The sequence below is a fragment of the Rubellimicrobium thermophilum DSM 16684 genome (genome assembly GCF_000442315.1).
Lineage (GTDB): Bacteria > Pseudomonadota > Alphaproteobacteria > Rhodobacterales > Rhodobacteraceae > Rubellimicrobium > Rubellimicrobium thermophilum.
In genome coordinates this window covers 928,904-948,529 of record NZ_KE557320.1, presented here as the reverse complement: position 1 = coordinate 948,529, position 19,626 = coordinate 928,904, and the positions used below count along the sequence as shown (strand labels likewise).

The 19,626-nt window shown below is 68.0% G+C and carries 19 protein-coding genes and 4 pseudogenes; 13 read left to right on the top strand and 10 right to left on the bottom strand.

The window, feature by feature from the left end; all coding sequences use genetic code 11:
• Positions 1-35 precede the first annotated feature (35 nt).
• The gene (locus RUTHE_RS15355; RefSeq protein WP_021097341.1) at positions 36-518 is read right to left on the bottom strand and encodes a YbjN domain-containing protein; all 483 of its coding nucleotides are present in this window, start codon (positions 516-518) and stop codon (positions 36-38) included.
• Between the two features lie 136 nt (positions 519-654).
• Between RUTHE_RS15355 and RUTHE_RS05560 the strand changes: the two genes are divergently transcribed.
• The 4 genes and pseudogenes from RUTHE_RS05560 to pgi all read left to right on the top strand — a co-directional run bounded on the left by RUTHE_RS05560 (position 655) and on the right by pgi (position 5,304).
• Positions 655-1,374: an MgtC/SapB family protein gene (locus RUTHE_RS05560; protein ID WP_084465033.1), complete on the top strand. Its 720-nt coding sequence runs from the start codon at positions 655-657 to the stop codon at positions 1,372-1,374.
• 95 nt (positions 1,375-1,469) lie between these two features.
• On the top strand, positions 1,470-2,918 hold the full coding sequence (gene zwf / locus RUTHE_RS05555; protein WP_021097339.1) for a glucose-6-phosphate dehydrogenase: 1,449 nt from the start codon (positions 1,470-1,472) through the stop codon (positions 2,916-2,918).
• 105 nt (positions 2,919-3,023) lie between these two features.
• Positions 3,024-3,694 (top strand): annotated as a pseudogene (gene pgl, locus RUTHE_RS05550) (6-phosphogluconolactonase).
• A gap of 2 nt (positions 3,695-3,696) precedes the next feature.
• Positions 3,697-5,304 carry a glucose-6-phosphate isomerase gene (gene pgi, locus RUTHE_RS05545; RefSeq protein WP_021097337.1) on the top strand — a complete coding sequence of 536 codons (1,608 nt, stop codon included), beginning with the start codon at positions 3,697-3,699 and terminating at the stop codon, positions 5,302-5,304.
• Between the two features lie 494 nt (positions 5,305-5,798).
• On the opposite strand, the pseudogene RUTHE_RS17415 reads toward pgi, so the two are convergent.
• From RUTHE_RS17415 to hisA, 4 genes and pseudogenes are all read right to left on the bottom strand, one after another.
• Positions 5,799-6,098 (bottom strand): annotated as a pseudogene (locus RUTHE_RS17415) (phosphoribosyl-ATP diphosphatase); the annotation flags it as partial.
• A pseudogene (gene hisF / locus RUTHE_RS05535) lies at positions 6,095-6,855 on the bottom strand (imidazole glycerol phosphate synthase subunit HisF). The pseudogenes hisF and RUTHE_RS17415, both read right to left, overlap by 4 nt.
• 43 nt (positions 6,856-6,898) lie before the next feature.
• On the bottom strand, positions 6,899-7,354 hold the full coding sequence (locus tag RUTHE_RS05530) for a hypothetical protein (RefSeq protein WP_021097333.1): 456 nt from the start codon (positions 7,352-7,354) through the stop codon (positions 6,899-6,901).
• Entirely contained in the window at positions 7,351-8,070 is a 720-nt protein-coding gene (hisA, locus tag RUTHE_RS05525; protein ID WP_021097332.1) for a 1-(5-phosphoribosyl)-5-[(5-phosphoribosylamino)methylideneamino]imidazole-4-carboxamide isomerase, read from the bottom strand. Before hisA ends, RUTHE_RS05530 begins: the two co-directional genes overlap by 4 nt.
• 145 nt (positions 8,071-8,215) lie before the next feature.
• Between hisA and RUTHE_RS05520 the strand changes: the two genes are divergently transcribed.
• A complete protein-coding gene (locus RUTHE_RS05520) occupies positions 8,216-8,599 on the top strand; it encodes a DUF2147 domain-containing protein (RefSeq protein ID WP_021097331.1) in 384 nt (127 codons plus the stop codon).
• A gap of 4 nt (positions 8,600-8,603) precedes the next feature.
• On the opposite strand, the gene hisH is transcribed toward RUTHE_RS05520, so the two are convergent.
• Positions 8,604-9,260 (bottom strand): imidazole glycerol phosphate synthase subunit HisH, encoded by a 657-nt coding sequence (gene hisH / locus RUTHE_RS05515; RefSeq protein WP_021097330.1) that lies wholly within the window; start codon positions 9,258-9,260, stop codon positions 8,604-8,606.
• 2 nt (positions 9,261-9,262) lie between these two features.
• The gene (gene hisB, locus RUTHE_RS05510; RefSeq protein WP_021097329.1) at positions 9,263-9,850 is read right to left on the bottom strand and encodes an imidazoleglycerol-phosphate dehydratase HisB; all 588 of its coding nucleotides are present in this window, start codon (positions 9,848-9,850) and stop codon (positions 9,263-9,265) included.
• Between the two features lie 130 nt (positions 9,851-9,980).
• Between hisB and RUTHE_RS16405 the strand changes: the two genes are divergently transcribed.
• From RUTHE_RS16405 to RUTHE_RS05495, 3 genes are all read left to right on the top strand, one after another.
• Positions 9,981-10,172 carry a hypothetical protein gene (locus RUTHE_RS16405; RefSeq protein WP_021097328.1) on the top strand — a complete coding sequence of 64 codons (192 nt, stop codon included), beginning with the start codon at positions 9,981-9,983 and terminating at the stop codon, positions 10,170-10,172.
• A gap of 8 nt (positions 10,173-10,180) precedes the next feature.
• Complete coding sequence (locus RUTHE_RS16400) at positions 10,181-10,498, top strand: hypothetical protein (protein WP_021097327.1); 318 nt, start codon at positions 10,181-10,183, stop codon at positions 10,496-10,498.
• A 207-nt stretch (positions 10,499-10,705) separates the two neighbouring features.
• Positions 10,706-10,945: an Lrp/AsnC ligand binding domain-containing protein gene (locus RUTHE_RS05495; RefSeq protein WP_021097326.1), complete on the top strand. Its 240-nt coding sequence runs from the start codon at positions 10,706-10,708 to the stop codon at positions 10,943-10,945.
• A 50-nt stretch (positions 10,946-10,995) separates the two neighbouring features.
• Here the strand turns inward: RUTHE_RS05495 and RUTHE_RS05490 are convergent, their stop codons facing one another.
• The gene (locus tag RUTHE_RS05490; RefSeq protein WP_021097325.1) at positions 10,996-11,925 is read right to left on the bottom strand and encodes a carbohydrate ABC transporter permease; all 930 of its coding nucleotides are present in this window, start codon (positions 11,923-11,925) and stop codon (positions 10,996-10,998) included.
• Between the two features lie 15 nt (positions 11,926-11,940).
• Entirely contained in the window at positions 11,941-13,047 is a 1,107-nt protein-coding gene (locus RUTHE_RS05485; RefSeq protein ID WP_021097324.1) for a carbohydrate ABC transporter permease, read from the bottom strand.
• A gap of 274 nt (positions 13,048-13,321) precedes the next feature.
• On the opposite strand from RUTHE_RS05485, the gene RUTHE_RS05480 reads away from it, so the two are divergent.
• Positions 13,322-14,185, top strand: coding sequence for a phosphatase PAP2 family protein (locus RUTHE_RS05480; protein WP_021097323.1), 864 nt, complete (start codon positions 13,322-13,324; stop codon positions 14,183-14,185).
• A pseudogene (locus RUTHE_RS18575) lies at positions 14,088-15,101 on the top strand (phosphatase PAP2 family protein); the annotation flags it as partial. The gene RUTHE_RS05480 and the pseudogene RUTHE_RS18575, both read left to right, overlap by 98 nt.
• A 132-nt stretch (positions 15,102-15,233) precedes the next feature.
• Here RUTHE_RS18575 and RUTHE_RS05475 read toward each other — a convergent pair.
• Positions 15,234-16,901, bottom strand: coding sequence for an extracellular solute-binding protein (locus RUTHE_RS05475; RefSeq protein WP_021097321.1), 1,668 nt, complete (start codon positions 16,899-16,901; stop codon positions 15,234-15,236).
• 202 nt (positions 16,902-17,103) lie between these two features.
• On the opposite strand from RUTHE_RS05475, the gene RUTHE_RS05470 reads away from it, so the two are divergent.
• From RUTHE_RS05470 to RUTHE_RS05460, 3 genes are read left to right on the top strand one after another with little or no spacing between them, the layout of a single operon-like run.
• Complete coding sequence (locus tag RUTHE_RS05470; protein WP_021097320.1) at positions 17,104-18,147, top strand: ABC transporter ATP-binding protein; 1,044 nt, start codon at positions 17,104-17,106, stop codon at positions 18,145-18,147.
• Between the two features lie 12 nt (positions 18,148-18,159).
• On the top strand, positions 18,160-18,612 hold the full coding sequence (locus tag RUTHE_RS05465) for an RbsD/FucU family protein (RefSeq protein WP_021097319.1): 453 nt from the start codon (positions 18,160-18,162) through the stop codon (positions 18,610-18,612).
• A gap of 5 nt (positions 18,613-18,617) precedes the next feature.
• Positions 18,618-19,619, top strand: coding sequence for a ribokinase (locus RUTHE_RS05460; protein WP_021097318.1), 1,002 nt, complete (start codon positions 18,618-18,620; stop codon positions 19,617-19,619).
• The last annotated feature ends 7 nt before the right edge of the window (positions 19,620-19,626 follow it).

The window sequence follows — 19,626 nt, the reverse complement described above, 5'->3', positions numbered from 1 at the left end:
GGGATCGTCAGGCGTCGCTCCGTTCCGGCGTCATCTCACCAGCCGATGTCCTCCATGAAGCCGTCGAGCGTCACATCCCAGACCTGCATGATTTCTCGGAAATTCTCCTCCGGGAGGCCGCTGCCGGTGGTGACGAAGTAGGTCAGGCGCGGGTCTCCCTCCTCATCGACTTCCGCCCGCCCGGCGACCCACTGGCGGTTCCACGCGTTCGCCCATGCATCGGTCAGGGCCGGCTCCACGTCGAAGCCCGAGGAGAACTGCAGGTCCCGGCAGTCTGCCGGATTGCCGTCGCAGCCGTAGAAATAGACGGCATAGTTGATGCCGGCCCGCGTGACATGGATGATGGGATATCCCTCGCTGTCATGCTCGAGCTTGGCCTTGTGGCCATGGGCCCGGATCGCCTGAAGGACCGATTCGGGATCCGAGGCCGCAACGGACTGCGCGGCGGCCGGCTGCACCGTGATGCCGAAGACGGCAATCCCGAAGGCGGCAACGAGACAGGCAGAACGCAGCATCATGAGGGCCTCCCTGTGTCCCCCCCCGGTTTTGACGCAAGGTTAAACCGTCTTGCCCCTGCCAACAAGGATTTCTCCGCGCCGCTTGACATTCCCGCCATTCGGACAGGACATGACCCGTCAGCCTGCGAAGTCCGTCATGACATCCGTTCTTGCCTGGATCGCCATTCCGCCCCCGTTGCTGTCTGCCGGGATGAACCTGTTCGTGGCGATGGCCTGCGGGGCCATCATCGGATCGGAACGGCAGATCCGTCAGCGGATGGCCGGCCTGCGCACGAATGCGCTTGTGGCCCTGGGCTCGGCGGCATTCGTCACCTTCGCGGCGCTCTATCCGGACGAGGTGTCGCCCACGCGGGTCGCCGCGCAGATCGTGTCCGGCATCGGCTTTCTGGGGGCAGGGATCATCTTCCGCGAGGGCTTCAATGTCCACGGGCTGAACACGGCGGCGACGCTCTGGTGCTCGGCAGGGGTGGGGATGATGGCCGGGGCAGGGGCCTGGCCCCATGCCCTGCTGCTGACGGGCTTTGTCGTCTTCGTCAATCTCGGCCTGCGCCCCTTCGTGAAATGGCTGAAGCGTCACACGGCGGCGGGCCGGCCTGTCCTGCGGCAGTTCCGTCTGACCCTGGCCTGCGACCCCTCGCGCGAGGGAGAGGCGCGCGCCATCCTGCTGAGCACCCTTGCCGTGGCCGGTCTGCATCTGTCCGATCTGTCCACGGTTCTGCGCGATGGTGTTCTGGAGATCGTCGCGACAGTGGGGGGCGAAGGGGCGAGCGATGCCGCGATCGAAATCACACTGGCCCGTCTTGCGGCCGAGCCGGGGCTGCGGCGGGTCGGCTGGCAGCCGGCGGAGGAGGGATGAGGCCCTCTCCCCTCTGGACCCCCGGCCCCGTTCGGGATACAAGCGTTGCCGTTAGCGCTAACACTCCTGATGCCATTCCGAGCGGAGGGTCTGACTTGGTCTCGCGCGTCATTCCTGTCGATCGCTTCGACCTCGTGATCTTCGGCGCCACCGGCGATCTCGCCCGCCGCAAGATCCTTCCCGGCCTGTTCCGCCGGTTCGTTGCCGGGCAGATGACTCCGGATTCGCGGATCATCGGCTCCGCACGCAGTCCTCTTGGCGCCGAGGGCTGGCGCAGCATGATCCGCGAGGCCATCCACGAATTCGGCCCCGCCGAAAGTGGCGACCGCATCGATGCCTTCCTCGGCTGTCTCGACTATGTGACGGTGGATGCCACCGGCGATGGCGGCTGGGCGGATCTCAAGGCGCTGCTGCGCGAAGGGGCCGTGCGTGCCTTCTATTTCTCGGTCGCGCCTTCGCTCTTCGGTCCCCTGGCCGAACGGCTCAGGCAGCATGGCATCGCCGGGGCCGATTCGCGCATCGTCGTCGAGAAACCCTTCGGCCGCGATCTGGAGTCGGCCCGTGCGCTCAACCGCACCCTGTCGGAACATTTCGGCGAGGGGCAGATCTACCGCATCGATCATTATCTCGGGAAGGAGACGGTCCAGAACCTGATGGCGGTCCGTTTCGGCAACCTGCTGTTCGAACCGCTGTGGAACAACCATTACATCGATCACATCCAGATCACCGTGGCCGAGACGGTCGGCGTGGGCGGGCGGGGCGAGTATTACGACAAATCCGGCGCCATGCGCGACATGGTGCAGAACCATCTGATGCAGCTTCTCTGCCTGATCGCGATGGAGCCGCCCTCGCGTTTCGAGGCGGATGCCGTCCGCGACGAGAAGCTCAAGGTCATCCGTGCCCTGCGTCCCGTCCCGGCCCATCACATCGTGCGCGGGCAGTATGATGCCTCCGACTCCAGCCCCTCCTACCGCGAGGAGGTCGGCAATCCCCGCAGCTTCACCGAAAGCTTCATCGCCCTGCGGGTGGAGATCGCCAACTGGCGCTGGGCGGGCGTGCCCTTCTATCTGCGCACCGGCAAGAAGCTGCGCGCCCGTCATTCGGAAATCGCGGTGGTGTTCAAGGATCTCGGCCACACGATCTTCGAGGGGGACGAGCGGCGCCATCGCAACATCCTCTCCATCCGCCTGCAGCCGAACGAGGGGATCGATCTCACCGTGACCATCAAGGAACCGGGGCAGGGCGGGATGCGGCTGGTCGATGTCCCGCTCGACATGACCTTTGCCCAGGCGCTGGGCAAGGAGGCAGCCTCGGTTCCCGACGCCTATGAGCGCCTCATCATGGATGTGATCCGCGGCAACCAGACCCTCTTCATGCGCGGCGACGAGGTGGAGGCTGCCTGGGCCTGGACCGATCCCCTCATCGCCGGCTGGGAGGCCCGCCATGATGTGCCCAAGCTCTACGACCAGGGATCGTCCGGTCCCGACGATGCCCTGATGCTGCTCCATCGCGAAGGGCGTCGCTGGCGCGATATCCGTGCCTGACAGGTCGCTGGGCTGCGGGCGGGGCCCGGGCACGGGTTCCGACGGGTCTGGCCCGCCGCCAACCCCGGCGTTAGCCTCCCCCGGACCCGATTCGGAGAGATCGCCTTGGAACTTGTCACCTACCCGGACTCCGAGATGATGATGATCGAGGTGGCCCAGCGCCTCGCGGGAGAGCTGCGCCAGCGCCTCTCGCAGGGGGAGGAAGCCTCGATCGCCGTCTCCGGCGGCCGCACGCCGGGACCGATCTTCGATGCCCTGTCGGCTGCCGATCTCGACTGGGACCGCGTGTCGGTCCTGCTGACCGACGAACGCTGGGTGCCGGAGGACAGCCCACGCTCCAACACCCGCCTCGTGCGCGAGCGCCTGCTGACCGGGCGGGCGGCCGCGGCGCGCTTCCTGCCCATGTATTGCGACGCCCCCAGCCCGGAGGAGGGCATCCCCCGTCTCGTCCCCGCCATCGCCGAGGTGCTGCCCCTCACCACCTGCCTGCTCGGCATGGGCGAGGACATGCATACGGCCTCGATCTTTCCCGGTGCCGACAACCTGGCTGAAGCGCTGACGGGTGAGACGATCCTCGTTCCCATCCGCGCCCCCGCCGCCCCCGAACCGCGCCTCACCCTCTCGGCGGCGGTCCTGGCCGGTGCGCTGGCCCGACATCTGGTCATCACCGGCCCCGAGAAGCGCGAGGCGCTCGAACGCGCCCGCTCCCTCCCCCCGAGGAGGCCCCCATCGCGGCCGTCCTGAAAGGCACCATGGTCCATTGGGCGGAGAGCTGATCATGTGGGACGATCTCAGACGCCATCACGAGGCGGTGAAGGACCGCCCCATCCTGTCGCTGTTCGAGACAGACCCGGACCGCGCGGCGCGCTTCTCCGTCCGCCTCGGCGATCTCCTGCTCGACTGGTCCAAGACGAATATCGACGACGAAGGCCGCCGCCTGCTTCTGCGCCTGCTCGACGACGCCCGCGTGGCCGACCGGCGCGAGGCGATGTTCGCCGGCGCCCGGATCAACGAGACCGAAAACCGCGCCGTCCTTCACACCGCGCTGCGCAATCTCGACGGCGGGCCCGTCATGGTGGACGGGCAGGATGTCATGCCGGGCGTGCGCGAGACCCTCGCCCGGATGGAGCGCTTTGCCGCCGCCGTCCGCGACGGGCGCGAGGCGGGCCCGGGCGGGCGCTATGCGGATGTTGTCAATATCGGCATCGGCGGTTCCGATCTCGGCCCGAAGATGGCCGCTCTCGCCCTCGCACCCTATGCCGACGGGCCGCGCACCCATTTCGTCTCGAATGTGGACCCCGCCGACATCGCAGATGTGCTGCGCGCCTGCGATCCGGCCCGGACGCTGGTCATCGTCGCCTCCAAGACCTTCACCACGCAGGAGACGATGGCCAATGCCGCCACCGCGCGCGCCTGGCTTGCGGAGCATGTCGCCGATCCGGCGGCGCAGTTCGTCGCCCTCTCCTCGGCACTCGACCGCACCGCCGCCTTCGGCATCCCGCCGGAACGGGTTTTCGGCTTCGAGGACTGGGTCGGCGGGCGCTACTCGGTCTGGGGTCCCATCGGCCTGTCGCTGATGATCGCCATCGGGCCAGAGGCCTTCCGCGCCTTCCTGCGCGGCGGTCAGGCGATGGATCTCCATTTCCGCTCCGCCCCCTGGGAGGAGAACCTTCCCGCCCTGCTGGCGCTGGTCGGCATCTGGCACAACCAGATCTGCGGTCATGCCACGCGCGCCGTCCTTCCCTATGACAACCGTCTGATGCGCCTGCCGGCCTATCTCCAGCAGCTGGAGATGGAATCGAACGGCAAGGGGGTGGCGATGGACGGCTCGCCGCTTGCCGTCCATTCCGGGCCCATCGTCTGGGGAGAGCCGGGGACCAACGGCCAGCATGCCTTCTATCAGCTCATCCATCAGGGCACGCGCATCGTGCCGTGCGAATTCCTCGTGGCAGCGCAGGGCCATGAGGAAGGGCTGGAACATCAGCACCGCCTGCTGATCGCCAACTGCCTTGCCCAGAGCGAGGCGCTGATGCGCGGCCGCTCCCTCGAGGAGGCACGCCGGATCATGGCTGCCAGGGGCCTGACCGGCGCCGAGCTGGAACGCCAGGCCCGTCACCGCGTCTTTCCAGGCAACCGCCCCTCGGTGACCATCGCCTATCCCCGACTCGATCCCTTCACGCTGGGCCAGATCATCGCGCTCTACGAACATCGCGTCTTCGTCGAAGGGGTCGTGCTCGGCATCAACAGCTTCGATCAATGGGGGGTGGAGCTGGGCAAGGAGCTGGCCAATGCGCTGGCTCCGATGGTGGCGGGCACGCAGGACACGGCGGGCAAGGATGGCTCGACGGCCGGTCTGGTCGCCTTCCTGCGGATGCAGGGCGCCTGAGGAGGGCGCGCTCGGGGGGCTGTCTGCCCCCCGTCCGTTCGGCGCTGCGGCACCCTGTCGGGATGCCGTCAGCGCCTCACCCCCCCGAGGATATTTGGAGTCGGATGAGAGGCATCGGCCTGCCGGATCCTCTTCGGCAGACCAGTGGGCATGCCGCCGGGAGCCGGCGTTCCATGGCCCCAGGGCGGAAAGGGCGGGCAGGGCTTCTCATCCGACTCCCAATATCCCGGGGTCCGGGGCAGCGCCCCGGGTGCCATGCCGGGATGACCGGTCAGGGGGAACCGGACGGGGTGTTGCGCGAATCGGCAGAGGAGCGCGCGTTGCGCTGACCCTTTGTTAACATCTTCCTGCGAGAACCGCCCCATCAGCGGTGCAACAGCAGAGGAGAGCAGAGCAAGAGAACACAGCAACACAGGATCGGCCGTCGCATTCCGCCCTGCCGCAGGGGCGGGGGCAGGCAGGGGGCAGGGCGCGGATCCCTCAGGCAGAGGGGCGCGCGCCGCCTTCTCCTCCAGGCCGGATCGGCCCTCGCGCCGCGCCAGCTCGGCCTCGATCTCGGCCAGGGTGACGCCGCGCGCCGCGCACATCACGAGAAGGTGATAGAGCGCATCGGCCGCCTCGGCGGTCAGGCGTTCGCGGTCTGCACGGATGGCTTCGATGACGGCCTCGACGGCTTCTTCGCCGAACTTCTTCGCGGCCCGTTCGGGATCGGCCAGAAGCCGTGCCGTCCAGGAGGTCTCGGCATTGCCGCCGCGGCGGGATTCGATGAGGGCGGCCAGACGCGACAGGCTCATGCCAGCCTCACAGGGATGCCTGCCGCGGCCAGGGCCGCCTTGGCCTGGGGGATGGTATAGGTGCCGAAATGGAAGATCGAGGCGGCCAGCACCGCGCTGGCTCCGCCTTCGCGCACCCCGGCCACGAGATGGTCGAGCGTCCCGACTCCGCCCGAGGCGATCACCGGGATGGAGACGGCATCCGCCACGGCGCGGGTAAGCGCGAGATCGAAGCCTGCCTTCGTTCCGTCCCGGTCCATGGAGGTCAGGAGGATCTCGCCCGCGCCCTTCGCGGCGACGGTCCGGGCGAATGCCACGGCGTCGATTCCCGTCGCCCGCCGGCCGCCATGGGTGAAGATCTCCCAGCGTCCCGGGGCGACGGCCTTGGCATCGATGGCGACGACGATGCACTGGCTGCCGAAGCGGTCGGCGCATCGCGCGACCACGTCGGGATCGGCGACGGCGGCGGAATTGAGGCTGGCCTTGTCGGCGCCGGCCAGAAGCAGGGCCTTCACGTCCTCCGGGCTGCGCACGCCGCCCCCACGGTCAGCGGCATGAAGCAGCTTTCGGCGGTGCGGCGCACGATGTCCATCATCGTGCCCCGGTTCTCGTGCGTGGCGTGGATGTCGAGAAAGCACAGCTCGTCGGCGCCGGCGGCGTCATAGGCGCGCGCCGCCTCGACCGGGTCGCCTGCATCGCGCAGGCTCACGAAGTTGACGCCTTTGACCACGCGCCCATCGGCGACATCGAGGCAGGGGATGATCCGCGTCTTGAGCATGGTGCTGCCTCTATCCTGCCGGCAGGGCGGGGGCCAGCCCCCTTCAGGCGTCGCCGGCAGGGGCCCAGCCGCGCAATTCCTGAAGCCGGGGGTCCTTCACATGGATGGCATCGAGCATGGCAAAGATCGCCTGTCCCAGCGGCTTGCCGATGGCATCGGCCCGGCGGACGAAGATCGGCTTCCAGGGGGCAAGGGCCTTGAGGATCGTCGCGGCATCATCGCGCAGATAGAAGCCGTGTCGTTCGCCGCCCAGATATTCCGCCGCTGCGACCATGGCGGGGTCCTGCAGGCTGCGCCGCGTCCAGTTGCCGAGATAGAGGACATGCCGGGCCGGATGATCGGGCCGGCCGGGCCGCCAGCGGACGGTGAAGCGGCCGATCGTCTCTTCCCGGTGGAGCAGGCGCCCTTCCACGCGCCTTGCCGGGAATCCGCAGCAGTCGCAGCGGATCTCCTCTTCCGTTTCGGGGATGACGACGATCTCCTGCCAGCGCAGGGTCACGCCTTCAGCGCCTCCAGCGCAGCGCGCAGATCCACCGCCCCGTCATAGAGCGCCCGTCCGACGATGGCCCCTGCCACCGCCCCCGTCGCGCGCAGCGCGAGCAGATCGGCCAGCGACGAGACCCCGCCCGAGGCGATCACCGGCACCGAGACCGCCCGGGCCAGCGCGGCCGTCGCCTCGATGTTCGGTCCGCCCATCGCGCCGTCGCGGGCGATGTCGGTGTAGATGATGGCGGCAATGCCGGCGTCCTCGAAGGCCCGGGCAAGGTCGGTGGCCATCGCGCCCGTCTCCTCCACCCAGCCGCGCGTGGCGACACGCCCCTCGCGCGCGTCGATCCCGACCGCGATCCGTCCGGGATGGGCCCTTGCCACCTCGCGCACGAGGTCGGGCTGCTCCACCGCCACGGTCCCGAGGATCACCCGCGCGACCCCAGCCGCGAGCCAGCGTTCGACCGTCGCGCGGTCGCGGATGCCGCCGCCCAGCTGCACGGGGATCGTCACGGCCTTCAGGATGGCCTCCACGGCCTGTGCATTGCGCGGGGCTCCGGCAAAGGCGCCGTCGAGGTCCACCAGATGGAGCCATTCCGCCCCAGCCTCGGCAAAGAGGCGCGCCCGTGCGGCCGGATCGCTGTCGAACACGGTGGCGGCCGCCATCTCGCCCCTCAGCAGGCGCACGGCCTGACCGTCCTTGAGATCGATGGCGGGGTAGAGGATCATCGCGGCGGGCTCCCCAGATCTGACGCGAAGCGCGACTTCGCATGGCGTTTCCGCCTTTTCAATCCGCTCCACGCGCCGCCACGTCATGCTTGATCGGCACAGGTCCGGGGCGCCACGCTTTGTGCCACCAACGGGAGGAGAAGCCATGAAACACCTGCTTGCTGCGGCCTTTGCGCTGCTTGCGACCGCCGCCGTCGCGGACCCGCTCGAGGGGCTGTGGCGCACCGCACCGGATGACAACGGCAATACCGGGCTGATCCAGGTGGCCCCCTGCGGCGATGCGCTCTGCGGCATTCTCGTGCGCGCCTATGGTCCGGACGGGGCCGAGATCGCCTCTCCGAATCTCGGCCGACACATCATCTGGGACACGCGGCCCCAAGGCGGGGGCGAATACCGAGGCCGCGTCTACGCACCCGACCGCGATCAGGAATACCGTTCGCGCCTGATCCTGAGCGGCGACCAGCTTTCGGTCTCGGGCTGCGTGCTCGGCATCTGCCGCGAAGGCGGGGTCTGGACGCGCGTGCAGTAACCCGTCAGGGCCGCCAGGCCAGAAAGCCGGCGATCAGACGCAGGCCTGTCCTCTGGCTTTTTTCCGGGTGGAACTGCGTGGCCAGGATCGTGTCCCTGGCCACGATGGCGGTGATCTCTCCGCCATGGTCCACATGGGCCAGGCGGTGAGCGGGATCGGCGACGCGCATCTGCCAGGAATGAACGAAATAGGCGTGATCGCCGGTTTTCACGCCCTCCAGGACGGGATGGCGCCCTGTGACGACCAGGTCATTCCAGCCCATATGGGGGACCTTCAGCCGCGGATCGGAGGGGGCGATGCGCACCACCTCGCCGGGGATCAGGTCAAGGCCCGCGCAGGTCTCGAACTCGTGCCCGATGCTGGCCAGAAGCTGCATGCCGACACAGATGCCGAACAGCGGGCGGCCTGCCGCGACGGCGCCGCGGATGGCCTCTTCGAGCCCCGGCACGGCAGCCAGCGCCCGGCGGCAGGCGGGAAAGGCCCCGTCTCCGGGAAGCACCACCCGTTCGGCCCTGGCGACAACCTCTGGGTCGGCGGTCACGACCACGCGATGCTGTCCCTCGGCCATGCGAAGGAAGGCCTTCTCTGCGGAGTGGAGGTTGCCGATGCCGATATCGACGATGGCGCAGACGGGTGGCTGCACGGGGCTGCGGGGGGGCATGCTCACAGCGCTCCCTTGGTCGAGGGGATCGCATCGCCGGCCCGCGGGTCCGGCTCCACGGCCTGACGCAGCGCCCGCGCCACCGCCTTGAAGGCGGCCTCGGCGATGTGGTGGCTGTTGACCCCCGCCCTTGCCGTCACATGCAGGGTGATGCCGCCATGCGTGCTCAGGGCCTGGAAGAACTCGCGCACCAGCTCCGTGTCGAAGCTGCCGATCTTCTGCGTCGGAAAGCCCACGTCCCAGACAAGATAGGGCCGCCCCGACAGATCGAGTGCAGCCTCCACCCGCGCATCATCCATCACGAGCGTGAAGGCCCCATAGCGGCGGATGCCTCGCTTGTCGCCCAGGGCCCGGGCCAGGGCCTGCCCCAGGGCGATCCCCGTGTCCTCCACGGTGTGGTGATCATCGACATGGCGGTCGCCCTCGGTGGTGACCGCGATGTCGATCAGCGAATGCCGGGCAAGCTGGTCGAGCATGTGATCGAAGAATCCCACGCCCGTCGCCACGGCCGCCTGTCCCGTGCCATCGAGGGAAAGACGGAGCTCGATCGCCGTCTCGCGCGTCTTGCGGGTGATGCTGGCTTCGCGCATCGGGGCCCCCTGTTTGCGGTCGCGGCCGGCATGGCGCGGGGGCGGAGCGGGGTCAAGGCCTCGCGCGCTGTCGATGGTGTTGAGGCTTTCTTAACCTCTTTCGGCTAGTCCAGACCTGTCTGGAGGGGAGATGGATCCCATGCTGGCCGCAAGGCAGGCAATCGTCCTGCATGACGATGATTGCGTCCGCGACGATGTCGGGTCCGCGCTCGGCATGGCGGGGTTTGATGTGCGCTCCACCGCCTGTCTCGAAGAGGCCGGGGTCTGGGCCCGCGCCGGGGTGGATGCCCTGCTTGCGGGCGAACGGGTGGGGGGCGCCTGACGCATGGGTTGCTGCTTCTGGCCGAATGGCGCAACCCGCTGGTCGCCTGTCTGCTCCTGGCCGAGAGGGTTCCCGATCCGGATCTGCTTGATCTGCTGCCCTCGCTCCGTGCCGTTCTGCCGGCGGGGACGGCGCCGGCGATCCTCGCCCGCATCCTGGCCGCGCCACCTGTCGAAAGTGCCGATTCGCGTCTGGCCCGCCTCTGGGATGCCGCCGATGCCCCGGATCTGGCGGCGCCTTCGGGTGTTCCGGTGCACCGCGCGGGCATGCCGCCGGTCCAGATGGGCCTTCCGGCCTTTCGTGGGTCGCCGCAGCCGGATCCATGACAGCCCCGCTGCGGTCCTGCCCGCCGCGCTCATCTGCGTCTTGTGCTGTCTGCGGATCGGCCCGCGGGCCTTCGGCGTCGGGCCGCCTGCATCCGCCGTCTGCAGTCGCCATGAGACCGCGCTCGGGCACTCTGGCACCCGGCACTCTGGCGCGGCGTCCTCCTCCATGCCACAGTCCGCGCATCTGTCCTGCCGGAGCGTCCCCCGATGTCCCGTTGCGTCTTCGTCCAGATCCGCTGCCGTCCCGGCAGCACCTATGCGGTGGCCGAGGCGATTGCCCTCAAGGAGCTCCATTCCGAGCTCTACTCGACCTCTGGCGAGTGGGACCTGCTGATGAAGCTCTACATCCCCGAGGGAGAGGATATCGGCCATTTCATCAACGAACGGATTCTCGACGTGCCGGGCATCGAGCGTTCGCTGACCACACTCACCTTCAAGGCCTTCTGAAAGGCCTGTCCGCCCGCCCGGCATCTGGGATCCGCGGGGCGGGCTGCGGGCTATTTCACGGCGCCCGCGGCCATGCCTTTGATGATGAACCGCTCGAGCAGGATGCCCAGGATCAGGAGGGGCAGGATCGCTGCGGTGGAGAGGGCCGCCATCGACCACCAGTTGATGCCCTGGCTTCCCGTCTGCGAGGCCACCATCACCGGCAGCGTGTTGGCATGGGTGGAGGTCAGCAGGGCGGCAAAGAAGTATTCGTTCCAGGTCAGCACGAGGCTGAGGATGAACGCAGCCACCATGCCGGGCAGGGCGATGGGCAGGATGATGGTCAGGAAGGCGCGCCAGACCGTCAACCCGTCCACAAGGGCGGCTTCCTCCAGCTCGGTCGGGATGCCGGCGAACTGATCGCGCATGATCCAGATGACGATGGGCAGCACGGTCAGCGTATAGAGGAGGATCAGCCCGATCCGCGTGTCGAGCAGGGCCAGCGCCTTGTAGAGGACGAGGAACGGCAGTGCGAGGACGACCGGCGGCAGGATGAGCTGGCTGAGGAAGAAGAAGGAAATGTCCGCGTTCCGCATGAACCCGAACCGGTAGGAGAATCGGGACAGCCCGTAGGCGGCCATGCTTCCCAGCAGGAGGGCCAGCGTCGAGGCCGAAAGCGAGACGATCAGGCTGTTGGTGAAGCGCTTGATGAATTCCGCGCGCGGCGTGGAAGGCTGGCCCAGCGTGTCCGGCGACAGGCCCAGCGACCGCCATCCCAGGCTGGCCGGTTCGTAGTCCAGCCAGGGGACCAGATGCCCCTGCATGACATCCGGGGCCTGCTTGAAGCTCGTGGTGACGGTCCAATAGATCGGAAAGAGGCAGATCAGGGTCCAGATCAGCAGCGCCCCGTAGATCAGGGTGCGCGATGCGGCCCATCGGGCCCGGTGGGCCAGGTCGGCCTCGCTGTCGCGGAAGATCGGGGTTTCGGCGGCGGCGGTCACGGCGTCACCTCTCCGTCAGGTCCGGGGCCGGGCAAGGCGGTCGGCCAGCTTCATCAGGATGGTCATCGCGATGACAATGATCACCAGATAGACCATGGCCAGCAGGGTTCCGTAGCCGACATTCGACCGGTCGCGATATTCGCGGAAGATGAAGCTGGTGACCGTGTCGGTGGCTCCGCCCGGCCCGCCGGATGTCACGGTGATGACGATATCGGCCAGCTTCAGCTTGAAGATGATGCGGATCAGGACCGCCGTGACGCTGACCGGCAGCATGAGGGGGAAGGTCACCTCCCAGAATCCCCGCCAGCCCGAGGCGCCGTCCACCCGCGCGGCCTCCTGGACCTCTTTGGGGATCGCCTGCAGGCCGGCCAGCAGCATGATCATCATGAAAGGGATGAAGGTCCAGGCATCCATGACCATGATGGACAGCTTGGCGATCAGCGGATCACCGAAGAAGGATGGCGTGTCCCAGCCAAGCCAGCGTGCGAAGCGTGCCACAGGCCCGAAACGGGGCTCGAGCATGGACTTCCCGATCATCCAGGAGACCGCCACGGGCGAGAGCATGAGCGGCAGCAGGAAGGCCACGCGAAAGAACTTGCGCGCCCGGATCTGCGCATTGAGCAACAGCGCGAGGCCGAAGGCGATGGCGTATTCGACCAGGATCGCCAGCACATACCAGACCATGTTGCCCAGTGCGTTCCAGTAGAACGGATCGTTCCACATCCGCACGAGGTTGGCCGTGCCGTTGAAGCGGCGCCCGGAGACCGAACTGAGATTCCAGTCCGACAGCGCAATCAGGACGCCGAACAGGAGCGGGAAGACGGTCAGCGACACCACGAACAGCACCGCGGGCAGCACGAACAGCGCCCGCTTGCCCTGTTCGCCGCGTGTCAGGACCTGCCCCCAGCACAGGCAGACGGCCCATGTCAGATAGGCATAGAGCGTGGGGCGCCAGTTGGTCAGGCCCAGATCCCACCATCCCTGGACCTGTCCGGTCTGAAGGACGGCCATCAGGACGAGAATCAGGCCCGAGCCCCACATGATCGCACGCCCGAAGGCGATGCGGGCGGAGGAGAGATCGTCGTTCGTGACGACGTGAAGAAGGTCACCCTGCTGGCTCATGCTGACATGTTAGTCGGGCTGTTGCGGGCAGGAAAAGGGGGAATCGCGCCCCTCTGCCGGAAAAGCTGTGCATCGCCTCATTTGTGCCGAACTGGTGGGGCATCCCCGTCCGCGCCAAGCAGAAGGATGGCCCATGACCCTTGCCTGGACCGGCGAAGAGATTTCCCGAAGGCCTGCCCCCGCTTCCCTGATCCGGAGGCCGCAGATAAGCCCGGAACCGGCCGTTGCCGCCTCCCGCCCCGTCCGGCTGACGCGAGGGCCTGAGGCTGGGCTGATGCTCCTGACCATCGCGGCCCTGGGTCTGATCGCAGTCCTCGGCGCGGCAACCGGGCAACAGGTCGCCTGGGCCTCCATCGCGTCCTCCCACCGCCTCAACCTGATCTTGCTGGTCGTGGCCTTCATCCTGCGGGCGTTGCGCCGCGCAGAGGGATGGGCCCTGGCCCTGATCGCGGTGGCGCTGTTTCGTCTTCTGGGCACCACGCTCATTCATCTGAGCTATTTCCGATTTCCCTTCGGCGAGGCGACAGGCGATCTGCTGCTCGAGCGGGTGGATGCCCTGATGGGCTATTCCTGGCCCGCGGCGGTTGCCCTCGCGGCGGACTGGCCGGCGATCGCCCGTCCGCTCGCCGCGGTCTATCACAGCTCGATCCCGCAGCTGGCCCTGGTGGTCGTGGTGCTGGCCGCGACCGGCCGGCACCTCGCCTTGCACCGTTTCATGGTCACAAGTGCCCTGACGCTTGCCGGCACCTATGCCATCTGGGCCCTGATGCCCACACTCGGCCCGGCCGTGCTGCATCCGGTCGATCCGGCAGTGGCCGAATCGATCCGGCTCGTCGTGAATGAGCGCTATGTCGCGGCCATGCTGAGTCTGGCCCAGGACGGGCCGGGGGTCATCGGGGCTGGGCCGCTGATCGGTGCGGTGGCCTTTCCGTCCTTCCACATGATCATGGCCTGTCTGGCCACCTGGTCTCTGCGGGGCACCGTCCTCGGCTGGCCCGTGTTTGCACTCAATCTTCTCGTGGTGCCGGCCACGCTTCTGCATGGCGGGCATCACCTCGTCGATCTGGTGGGGGGGCTCCTGCTGTTTGCCCTTTGTGTACGGGTTGCGGCACGGCTCGTCCCCGAGCCCCGCCCCTGAAGCTGCGGCAGGAAGGGGGCCATTCCATCATCCGGACCGGGAGGGGAGCATGCAGCAGGGACTGCTGTCGGAACAGGGCGGTGCGGTGCGGTCCCTTCCGCGCCGCTGGGGTCCGTGGCTGAAGGCGTTCGCCCCGCATCGGGCCGAGGCCTTGATCCTTGCGGCCATGGCAGGGACGGCGGCTCTGATCCTGCTGGTCTCGCTGCTCAAGGATCAGGCGGTGGACTGGCCCGGCCTCGGGCGGTTCCTTCTTGCCGGCACCGGCTTCATCGGCCTTGCCGCCTGGCAGCGGGAGGGGCGCCCGCGTCTTGCCGCCGCGCTGTTCGCGGTGGGGGCCTTTGTCAATCTGGGCAATCTCGTCGGCACACTGCTGTTCCTCCGCTTTCCCCTGGAGCGCCCGACGATCGACCCGCTGTTGCAGGCGCTCGATGCCCGGCTGCTGGGCTATGACTGGGCGGGCGCAGTAGCCTGGACGGCGGCGAATCCGCCGGCGGGGCCGGTGCTGGCCGTGGTGTATCACAGCGCGCTGCCGCAGATCGTCCTGCTGATGGTGCTGCTGGCCGGTTCGGCCCGCATGGTCCGGCTGCGGCGATTCCAGCTTTCGCTGGCCGTCTCGCTCGGGCTGACGGGACTGTTCTGGTGGCTGATCCCGAGCCTGGGTCCCTCGGTGCTGGAGAGCCTCGATCCGGCCATGGTCGAGGCGGCGCATCTGGTGGTCGGCGAGGCCTATCGCGCCACCCTCATCCGTCTTGCGACAGAGGGCAGCGCCGTGGTGACGACCGACCATGTGACCGGCGTGATCGCCTTTCCGTCCTATCACATGGTCATGGCCATCCTCGTGGCATGGCATGCAAGGGGGACCCTGCTGGGCTGGCCTTTCCTGCTGGTCAATCTCGTCATGATTCCGGCCACGATGATCCAGGGCGCCCATCACGCGATGGACCTGCTCGGCGGTCTTCTCGCGGCCGGCTTCGGGTTGAGACTCGCCCGGCTGGCCGTGCCGGAGGAGGAGGAGGACGGGGGGCGCCGTGACGCCCCCCCATGCGGGTCACAGCCCCAGCGATGCGCGGTAGAGCGCGATCTGGCTCTCGCGGCCGATCTGATCGGTGATTCCCTCCCAGGCGGCCGCGATGGCATCGGCCGTTTCCTGCGCGCTCGCATACTGGCCGTTGATGCCCTTCACCAGCTCGTCCTCGGCGATCGAATAATACTGGAAGATGCCGGGGATGCGCGGCTCGATGGCGGCGTTGGGATGGTTGTAGCTGTCCCGGTTGGAGCCGAGATAGTCCTCCACGAAGGCGCGATCATAGCCCGCCGCCTCCCATTCGTCGAAGTTGAAGTGGGAGTTGCGATAGGGCTGGAACCCGGACGGATAGGCCGCCATCCACAGCGAGATGTCCTTGCCGCCCAGATGGGCCGCGGCCGACCAGGCCGCCTTGCGCTTTCTCTCGTCGCCCGAGACGCGGTTGGTGACATAGATGCCCCAGCCCAGATAGGCGAGGTTGGGGGCAAAGTTCTTGCCTTCGGCCGGCGTCTCCCATGTTCCGGCGGCATGGTTGTAGACCCGCTCGGCGCCGGGGTTGATCGCAAAGCCGACGACGTCGCCCACGACCGAGGTATCCGAGGTGCGGGCGTTCGATCCCACATCCCCCCACCAGGTCAGGGCGGCGCCGGTGCCGCCCAGGAACTGGGCAAAGGCGGTCGCGTTCGGATCGGCATTGAGCTGATCCGGCGGATAGGCGTTCGCCGCCACGAGGTCCATGACATCCTGGATCGCCTGCACCCAGGCCGGGTTGTTGACGCGGGGCTTCATCGTGTCCGGATCGAACAGCCAGGCGGGATCGGCCGGATGCTTGGCATAGGATGCGGCCCGGTCCGCCAGGAAGTAGAACCCGAAGCCGCCCCACTGGTATTTCAGGGGGTCCAGGAAGCCATAGGCGGGCAGCCCCGTCAGGGGATCGTTCACGGTCCCGGCCAGGGCCTTGGTCATGGCATTGATGCCTTCCCAGGTGTCGGGCACCTCGGCCAGACCGGTGATCGAGCCTTCGCCGAAATAGTCCTTGCGATAGGCCATGGTGTGGCAGTCACCGTCGATGGTGACACGATAGGTCTTGCCATCCCATGTGCCGACGGGGGGCTTGAGATAGGCCACCAGGTCATCCGCATCGATCTGCTCGGCGACCCAGTCGGGCATTTCGTCCAGAAGCCCGCGCCCGGCCGTGTCGCCTTCGAAGGGGGCCCCCATCTCGAGGATGTCGAAATCCACGGTGCCGGTGGCGATCGCCTGCTGGAGCCGGGCGTTGTAGTCCGCCTGCGCGAGGTCGATCCAGTTGATCTTCGCCCCCGTGTAGCGCTCCCACGGGGCGAGGAAGCCGCGGAACAGGAAGTTGTGGAGGTTCTGGTTGTTGAGCCCCATGAAGGTCAGCTCGACGCCGGCGAATTCGCCTTCGGCCACATTGGCCTTCGTCGCCTCGAGGCAGAGCGCCCCCACGCGCTGCCAGTCGGCGTCGGTCGGGCTGCCGCGGCCCACGCCCGGAATCTGGAGGATCTGGGCGCGCAGCTCGGGCGAGCCGGGCGGGCCGGCCGGGGTCTCCTGGGCCAGGGCTGCGCGCGGCAGTCCCAGCGATGCCAGAACGCTTGCCCCGGCTGCCCCCTGAAGAAGCCGGCGGCGCGAGATCGCCCGGCGGGCGGCGATCTCATACAGATGCGTCTTCATGCTTGTCCTCCCCTGATCGCGCGGCCTTCCTGCGCCGGGGCATGCGCTGTGCCCGGCGGACCGCTGCAGTCTGCATGGTTCAGCCTTCCGGTCCCCAAGTCAAGAACCTGACATGCTAGCATGACGCCCCGTGGACAGAGCGGAAGGCACCCGCTACGTTCCATCCCGACCGGGGAAAGGGCCGGCAGGGGGGAGGGGAGGCATGGCCGACGTCGCGATCCGCGACCTGCGCAAGTCCTATGGTGCGGTGGAGGTGATTCACGGTATCGATCTCGACATTCCGGATGGCGAATTCGTCGTCCTGGTCGGGCCGTCGGGTTGCGGCAAGTCCACGCTTCTGCGGATGATCGCAGGGCTGGAGGGGATCAGCAGCGGCACGATCCGCATCGGCGATCGCGTGGTGAACAACCTGCCGCCATCCGAGCGCGACATCGCCATGGTCTTTCAGAATTATGCGCTCTACCCGCACAAGACCGTGGCGGCGAACATGGGCTTTGCGCTGAAGATGCGGGGGATGCCCAGGGCCGAGATCGAGGAACGGGTGGGCCGCGCCGCCGACATCCTCGGCCTGCGGCCCTATCTGGATCGTTATCCCCGCGCTCTCTCGGGCGGCCAGCGCCAGCGCGTGGCGATGGGGCGTGCCATCGTGCGCGATCCGAAGGTCTTTCTCTTCGACGAGCCGCTGTCGAATCTCGATGCCAAGCTGCGCGTGCAGATGCGGACGGAAATCCGCGCCCTGCATCAGCGTCTGCGCACGACGACCGTCTATGTCACCCATGACCAGATCGAGGCCATGACCATGGCCGACCGCATCGTGGTCCTGCGGGAGGGGCACATTGCCCAGGCCGGGGCTCCGCTCGATCTCTATGATCGTCCGGCCAACATCTTCGTCGCCGGCTTCATCGGTTCGCCCGCGATGAACCTGATCGAGGGCATCGGGCAAGGGGGGGCCGTGCAGGCCGGCGGCCTGCGCCTGCCGGCGCCCGGCGCACCGGAAGGGCGGTCCGTGATCTTCGGGATCCGACCCGAGCATCTGGAGATCGGCGAGGGCTGGTTCGAGGCCACCGTCCGGGTCGTGGAGCCGACGGGTTCGGAAACGCATCTCGTCGCCGATGCCGGCGGGCAGGAGATCGTCGTCGTCTCGCGCGATCGCCTTGCGCTGCGGCCGGGCGACCGTGTTCCTCTGCGGGCCGATCCGGCCCGCGCGCATCTGTTCGACGCCGCCACCGGCCAGCGTCTCAACTGAAGGATCTGCCCCATGCTCAAGGGAATCGATCATCGTCTGACTGCCGATGTGCTGCATGTCCTGCGCGCGATGGGGCATGGCGACCTGCTGGTGATTGCCGATACCAATTTCCCAGCCGATTCGGTCGCCCGCGCCACGGTGCGGGGAACGCTGCTTCGCATGGATAACCTGACCGCGGCCGAAGCCGTCGATGCGATCCTGTCCGTGCTGCCGCTCGATACCTTCGTAGAGGATTTCGCGGCGCGGATGGAGGTCGTCGGCGACCCCGCGCAGATCCCTCCGGTCCAGCAGGAGGTGCAGGCGGTCATCGACCGTCATGACGGGCGCGCGGCGCGCATGATCGGGGTGGAGCGCTTTGCCTTCTATGACCGGGCGCGCAAGGCCTATGCGGTGATCCAGACGGGAGAGCGGCGCTTCTACGGCTGCTTCCTGCTCCGCAAGGGCGTGATCGGCCCGGACGAGTGACGGCGATGCCTGGTCCCATCGTGATTCTCGGCGTGTTCGTCGCCGACACCGCCTATCGGGCTGCCCGCCAGCCTCGCCTTGGCGAGACCATCATGGGCGAATCCTTCGCCCTCGGCCCCGGCGGCAAGGGGTCGAATCAGGCCGTGGCCGCGGCCCGCGCCGGGGGACAGGTCCATTTCCTGACCCGGCTGGCCCGCGATGCCTTCGGCGATCTGGCCCAGCGCACCTGGGCCGAGGCCGGGGTCCATTCGGAGGCGATCCTGTCCGACAGCGGCTATACCGGCGCGGCCTACATCTTTGTCGAATCCGGCACGGGCCAGAATGCCATCATCGTCTGCCCCGGCGTGGCCGGCGATCTGTCCGAGGCCGACATCGACGCGAAGGCGGATCTGATCCGTTCGGCATCCGTCTTCGTCACCCAGCTCGAACAGCCCCTGCCGGCGGCGCTCCGCGCGCTCCGGATCGCGCGGGAGGCTGGGGCGATTACCATCCTCAATCCCGCTCCGGCCGCTGCGCTGCCCGAAGGCATGCTTGCCCTCTGCGACTGGGTGACCCCCAATGAAAGCGAGGCCGAAGGCCTGACCGGCATCGCCGTGACCGACACCGCCTCGGCCGAGGCGGCCGCCCGCGCCCTTCACCGGATGGGTGCACGCCATGTCGTGGTGACGATGGGCGGTCAGGGGGCCCTGCTGCTCTGCGGGGGCAATGCGACGCATGTCCCCGCCCTGAAGGCCGGCCCCGTGCTCGAGACGACCGGCGCGGGCGATGCCTTCAATGGCGGGCTGGCCGTCGCCCTGTCCAAGGCCGCAGCCCCCTCGAGGCCGTCCGCTTTGCGACCGCCACGGCCGCCATCTCTGTCACGCGACGCGGCACAGCCCCCTCCATGCCGGACCGGAGCGAGATCGAGGCGCTTCTCGCCCGCTGCGGATAGGAGCTTTCTGCGAATCGTTCGCAACTGTCTTGACGACTTGCGAACGAGTCGCAATATCAGCGGCAGCCTTCTCTGAGAGACCG

Coding starts and splice junctions, on each gene's coding strand:
- RUTHE_RS15355 (WP_021097341.1), bottom strand. CDS start 518: ATGATGCTGCGTTCTGCCTGTCTCGTTGCCGCCTTCGGGATTGCCGTC.
- RUTHE_RS05560 (WP_084465033.1), top strand. CDS start 655: ATGACATCCGTTCTTGCCTGGATCGCCATTCCGCCCCCGTTGCTGTCT.
- pgi (WP_021097337.1), top strand. CDS start 3,697: ATGTGGGACGATCTCAGACGCCATCACGAGGCGGTGAAGGACCGCCCC.
- hisA (WP_021097332.1), bottom strand. CDS start 8,070: ATGATCCTCTACCCCGCCATCGATCTCAAGGACGGTCAGGCCGTGCGC.
- RUTHE_RS05520 (WP_021097331.1), top strand. CDS start 8,216: ATGAAACACCTGCTTGCTGCGGCCTTTGCGCTGCTTGCGACCGCCGCC.
- hisH (WP_021097330.1), bottom strand. CDS start 9,260: ATGCCCCCCCGCAGCCCCGTGCAGCCACCCGTCTGCGCCATCGTCGAT.
- hisB (WP_021097329.1), bottom strand. CDS start 9,850: ATGCGCGAAGCCAGCATCACCCGCAAGACGCGCGAGACGGCGATCGAG.
- RUTHE_RS16405 (WP_021097328.1), top strand. CDS start 9,981: ATGGATCCCATGCTGGCCGCAAGGCAGGCAATCGTCCTGCATGACGAT.
- RUTHE_RS05495 (WP_021097326.1), top strand. CDS start 10,706: ATGTCCCGTTGCGTCTTCGTCCAGATCCGCTGCCGTCCCGGCAGCACC.
- RUTHE_RS05485 (WP_021097324.1), bottom strand. CDS start 13,047: ATGAGCCAGCAGGGTGACCTTCTTCACGTCGTCACGAACGACGATCTC.
- RUTHE_RS05480 (WP_021097323.1), top strand. CDS start 13,322: ATGCTCCTGACCATCGCGGCCCTGGGTCTGATCGCAGTCCTCGGCGCG.
- RUTHE_RS05475 (WP_021097321.1), bottom strand. CDS start 16,901: ATGAAGACGCATCTGTATGAGATCGCCGCCCGCCGGGCGATCTCGCGC.
- RUTHE_RS05470 (WP_021097320.1), top strand. CDS start 17,104: ATGGCCGACGTCGCGATCCGCGACCTGCGCAAGTCCTATGGTGCGGTG.
- RUTHE_RS05465 (WP_021097319.1), top strand. CDS start 18,160: ATGCTCAAGGGAATCGATCATCGTCTGACTGCCGATGTGCTGCATGTC.
- RUTHE_RS05460 (WP_021097318.1), top strand. CDS start 18,618: ATGCCTGGTCCCATCGTGATTCTCGGCGTGTTCGTCGCCGACACCGCC.